6 protein-coding genes are annotated in these 4,080 nt (G+C 66.9%); 4 read left to right on the plus strand and 2 right to left on the minus strand.

Going from position 1 to position 4,080, the window contains the following annotated elements; translation table 11 throughout:
• From Ae331Ps2_RS29795 to Ae331Ps2_RS29810, 4 genes are all read left to right on the plus strand, one after another.
• Positions 1-296, plus strand: a 296-nt coding sequence (locus tag Ae331Ps2_RS29795; RefSeq protein ID WP_254849694.1) for an enoyl-CoA hydratase-related protein, incomplete at its 5' end; no start/stop codon positions are given.
• Positions 297-534: 238 nt separating this feature from the next.
• Positions 535-1,341, plus strand: coding sequence for a helix-turn-helix domain-containing protein (locus tag Ae331Ps2_RS29800; protein ID WP_075329909.1), 807 nt, complete (start codon positions 535-537; stop codon positions 1,339-1,341).
• Positions 1,342-1,476: 135 nt separating this feature from the next.
• On the plus strand, positions 1,477-2,199 hold the full coding sequence (locus Ae331Ps2_RS29805; RefSeq protein WP_249265711.1) for an alpha/beta fold hydrolase: 723 nt from the start codon (positions 1,477-1,479) through the stop codon (positions 2,197-2,199).
• Positions 2,196-2,519: a hypothetical protein gene (locus Ae331Ps2_RS29810; protein ID WP_075313383.1), complete on the plus strand. Its 324-nt coding sequence runs from the start codon at positions 2,196-2,198 to the stop codon at positions 2,517-2,519. Before Ae331Ps2_RS29805 ends, Ae331Ps2_RS29810 begins: the two co-directional genes overlap by 4 nt.
• Position 2,520: 1 nt before the next feature.
• On the opposite strand, the gene Ae331Ps2_RS31690 is transcribed toward Ae331Ps2_RS29810, so the two are convergent.
• Together Ae331Ps2_RS31690 and Ae331Ps2_RS29815 are read right to left on the minus strand one after the other, a co-directional pair.
• The gene (locus Ae331Ps2_RS31690; protein ID WP_139319160.1) at positions 2,521-2,943 is read right to left on the minus strand and encodes a hypothetical protein; all 423 of its coding nucleotides are present in this window, start codon (positions 2,941-2,943) and stop codon (positions 2,521-2,523) included.
• 49 nt (positions 2,944-2,992) lie between these two features.
• On the minus strand, positions 2,993-4,080 hold a 1,088-nt coding region (locus tag Ae331Ps2_RS29815), incomplete at its 5' end, for a hypothetical protein (protein WP_217695670.1).

A 4,080-nucleotide genomic window follows, 5' to 3' on the forward strand; every position in this document is an offset into this window, starting at 1 on the left:
GCACCTACACCGCCGAGCAGATGCACCACATGGGCGCGGTCAACGCCGTGGTCGACCACGACGACATCGAAACCGAAGCGCTGCTGTGGGCCGCGGAGATCAACGGCAAGTCACCGCAGGCCCAGCGGATGCTCAAGTACGCGTTCAACCTCGCCGACGACGGCCTGGTCGGCCAGCAGCTCTTCGCCGGCGAAGCGACCCGGCTGGCCTACATGACCGACGAAGCCATCGAAGGCCGCGACGCGTTCCTGCAGAAGCGCGACCCGGACTGGACCGGCTTCCCCTGGCGCTACTGACCCGGCCGGAACACCGACCGGCCGGAACAACCTCCCCGCCGCTGAAGGTGCTTCAGTCCTGGCGCGCACCGGGAGCCACCCGACATAACACCCTTCCACTACGTTGTGTCATCACATGTATCCACGCGGGAACCATTCGGGTATCCGATGTGCATCATGCGGTCGATGACGACGGAGGGACCAACTCACGGTGGCCGGATCGGGCAGCGACCACACACCCCACGGAGAGCAGAGGTCGGTGGAACTGCCGACTCTGGGCAGGTTCCTGCGCCAGCTGCGGGAACAGTCGGTGAACGGGTGCCGCCGGGGCGGCGGAATGAGCCGCATGGAACTGGCCACCCTGACCGGCCACGGCGCCGGCTACATCGCGAAGCTCGAACAGGGTGACCGGGTGACTCCCTCGGCGGCCGCGGTCGACGCCCTCGCCGACGCACTCGGATGCTCACCGTGCCAACGCCAACACCTGCACGACCTCCGCGAGTACCAGCCCGGCACAGGCGACCGAGCCGGGCCCCCGCACGTGATCACGACCGAGAACCAGGCCTACGCCGACACCCTCACCCCCGCACTCGCCGGGTTCGTCGACGACGCCTGGAACGTGCTGTACGCGAACTCCGAATACCGACGCGTGTACCGGCACATCACCGACCCTGACATCGCGAACGTACTACTCTGGTTCTTCTTCGTCCCCGACAGCCGCCACATCATGGTCGAATGGGAACAAGAAGCACTACTGACAGTCGCCTGGACACGAGCACTCATGGTGCGCAACCACTTGGGAGGCGACCAGTTCAAGACCCTGCTCGACCGACTGTCGCAGTCACCAGAGTTCCGAGAGATGTGGAACAGCGGTGACCTCGCACTCGGCCGCCACAAAGCCGAAATGCTGGTCCGCGACCTCGATTCACACACAGTACTGAACCTCCGCGCGCAAGTACTGAAATGGCCCGAAGCATCCAGTCCGCTCCAGCTCTACCTCGCCGTCGACATGAACGCCCCCCCCCCACGTGATCATGATGGGGTCCTCTTTCCCCCGACCACCTGACACGCCGCGCACAGCACAGAGATGACCCCATCATCGTCAACGTTCCCGAAGGATTCGGTAGTGAAAACTGGAAGTGTCAGCATCGGGTCTCGGACCGTCGGTGTCGCCGACAGCGGTGGCCGCGGACCCGCGGTCATGTTGTCGCATGGTTTCGCGCTGGACCATTCAATGTTCGATGGTGCGCTGCCATTGCCTCCACAATGCCGGTTCATCACCTGGGACGCGCCTGGTCACGGGAACAGCCCACTCGGAGATACCCCGTTTTCCTTCTGGGACCTCGCTCGGGACCAGCTGGCCATCATGGACGCGCTCGGTATCGACCAGGCAGTCGCCGGTGGGTGCTCACAAGGCGGTTTCATCGCGTTACGGACCGCGTTGTTGGCCCCGGACCGTGTGACCGCGTTGATCCTGATCGACACCGAAGCCGCCGCACTGGACCCCGTCGAACTCTCCGCGTATCAGCGCATGTTCGCCGAGTTCTCCGAATCCGGGCCGACCGCGGAACTAACCAACGCCCTGGCGTCTCAAATCATTGGAGATCATCCCGCAGCGCGCCGATGGGCGCGCACCTGGCAGACCCGCGGTATCCCTCTCGGTCCGCCGGTGGACTGTCTCCTGCATCGCGACGACATCACCGGCCAGCTACCACAGATCACCGCCCCGGCGCTGGTACTACGCGGCGAGCACGACCAGTCCATTCCGCCCGAACGGCAACAACACATGCGCGACAACCTCCCCGGCGCACGTGACGTGCACATCATCGCCGGAGCCGGACATTCCCCGACAATCACACACCCCTACACAGTGCGCACCGTCATCGACCGATTCCTCACCACCGCGACACCGGAGCGGCGATGACCGGCCAGCTCCCCGCCGCGCGCGCCCCGGACCTTCCCGACATCCCGTTGTTCGGTGATGTCACGGCCGGGCAGGTGTTCCTCGCGGCCACCACGGTCGCGGTGCCCGCGACCGTGGTCGGGCACGTGCTGGTGCTCTCGGCGTGGGCCCGCGGCTGGGAACCGCACCGGCTCCGCACCATCGCCCTCGTGGTCGTGGCCGCTGCGCTGCTGGCAGGACCGCTGACCGGCGCGGTCCCCTGGTGGGGTGCCGAGCTCGCCGGCGACGCGGTGCGTCAGAAACTGGAAGAAGCCCTCCGAGATATTCGCCGAACTCGTTGAACTAGATGCTTCGACCGCCTGAATTCGCCCTCACCTTATACAGATCAGCTAGAGCCTGGATCATGCGTGCGGACGGATTCGGTTTAGTGCCGAGCCGGATCTCGGAGTAATATCCTTCGGTGATCGCTGCACCCGCTGCGGTCATCTCCACGACCGCGGCCTTCGCCGTCCACCGCTCCCCGCTGCGCTGCACCTTGTTGCTCTGCAGATAACGCAGTTTTTCTGGCACACTCGCATCCGCCGCCGGCGGTTTCTCGCGGGGCCGTACCGGCCGCTGCGCCGCGGCCCCCGACCGCCGTTTCCGTTTCGTTGGTGCAGTCCTGGCAGCGTTGTTGTCGATCGTAGTGGCGGCCGACTTCTGTTCCTTGGACGTCGTCGGTTCTCCTCTGGTCATGCCTGTGCTCTGCTCTTCCTCATCGCCCACGAAAATATCACGTCCCTCTCGCCGCAACGCATAAAATCGTAGAAGGTTTCTATTTCAGGCCGTGGCTGCGGTGCTGGCCGAGGCTGGGCGAGTCGCGCTGGTCGAAATAGCGCTGACGGGATGTTTCTTCGGCCCGAACCCGTTCACGAGCCCCAGCGTCTGTCTGCCGCGTCACGAGAGAAGTACCGGAGTCGACGGGCACGGAGGAGCGACGACGGGCATGCTGTTGTTCCTGATCCTGCGCGGTGGCGCTGAACCGAGGCCCGTCCTCAGCTGGCGCAGAGACCACCGGGCTGCGACCCCGCCGGTGTAGCTCCTCTGCCGCGTGCCGGGCGTCCTCGGCGAGGTCACGGACACCGGTGTACCAGCCGGTGCGCCGCTCGTGTGCTGCCGTCCACGTCTCGACCTGGTCGTGAGCGAGCGTGGCCAGGGTCTGCGCGGTCCGGGCGTTGATCTCGGCCAGCTCCCGCGCCGCCGCGCCACCGGTCGGGTTGTCCCGTGCCGCGGCCGCGAGGTGCGCGTTCACCCGCGCGTCGTGCAGCCGCTCGTGTGCCGCCCACAACTGCTCGGCGGCATAGATCGGGGCGCCGGCGTGCACGCGTTCCCAGGTCTGGACCTTCTCCGCCAGCACCGCGTCCGGTAGCCGCCGATGCTCCACCAACGCGGCATCCACGCCGAGGGCGGCGACCGCCCGGGTCCACCACGCCCGGGCATAGACGTCATCAGCTGCCGGCGCCGGCCCCAGACTGGCCGCGGTATCAGCGATCCCGCTGTATTCCCGGTACCCGGCCGCGACACCCGCGCGGCGCACCCACTCCGACCACTCGCCGGTACCGGGCCCGGGCACCGCGCCGAGCGCTTCGACCGCCCACCCGGGTGCCTGCTCAGCAGCCCGCCGCCCCAGCACGCCGATCCGGTCGACGATCAACGGCGCCAACCGGTTCCGCTGCCGAGCATGAACACCATCACCAGTAACGGTCCACGACTCGAACACCGTCGCGGCGGTGACCGGGTCCTCCGGCACCCGTCCACTGACCGCGCCGGCGATCCGCCACCGCAGCACATCCGACACGTTCTCCGCCGAGTCCAGTTCCCGCGAGCCCGCAACCTGGGAGAGGAGCCGCGCCGGGTCATGCC

The sequence above is a fragment of the Pseudonocardia sp. Ae331_Ps2 genome, assembly GCF_001932405.1.
In the GTDB taxonomy this organism is placed as follows: Bacteria; Actinomycetota; Actinomycetes; order Mycobacteriales; family Pseudonocardiaceae; genus Pseudonocardia.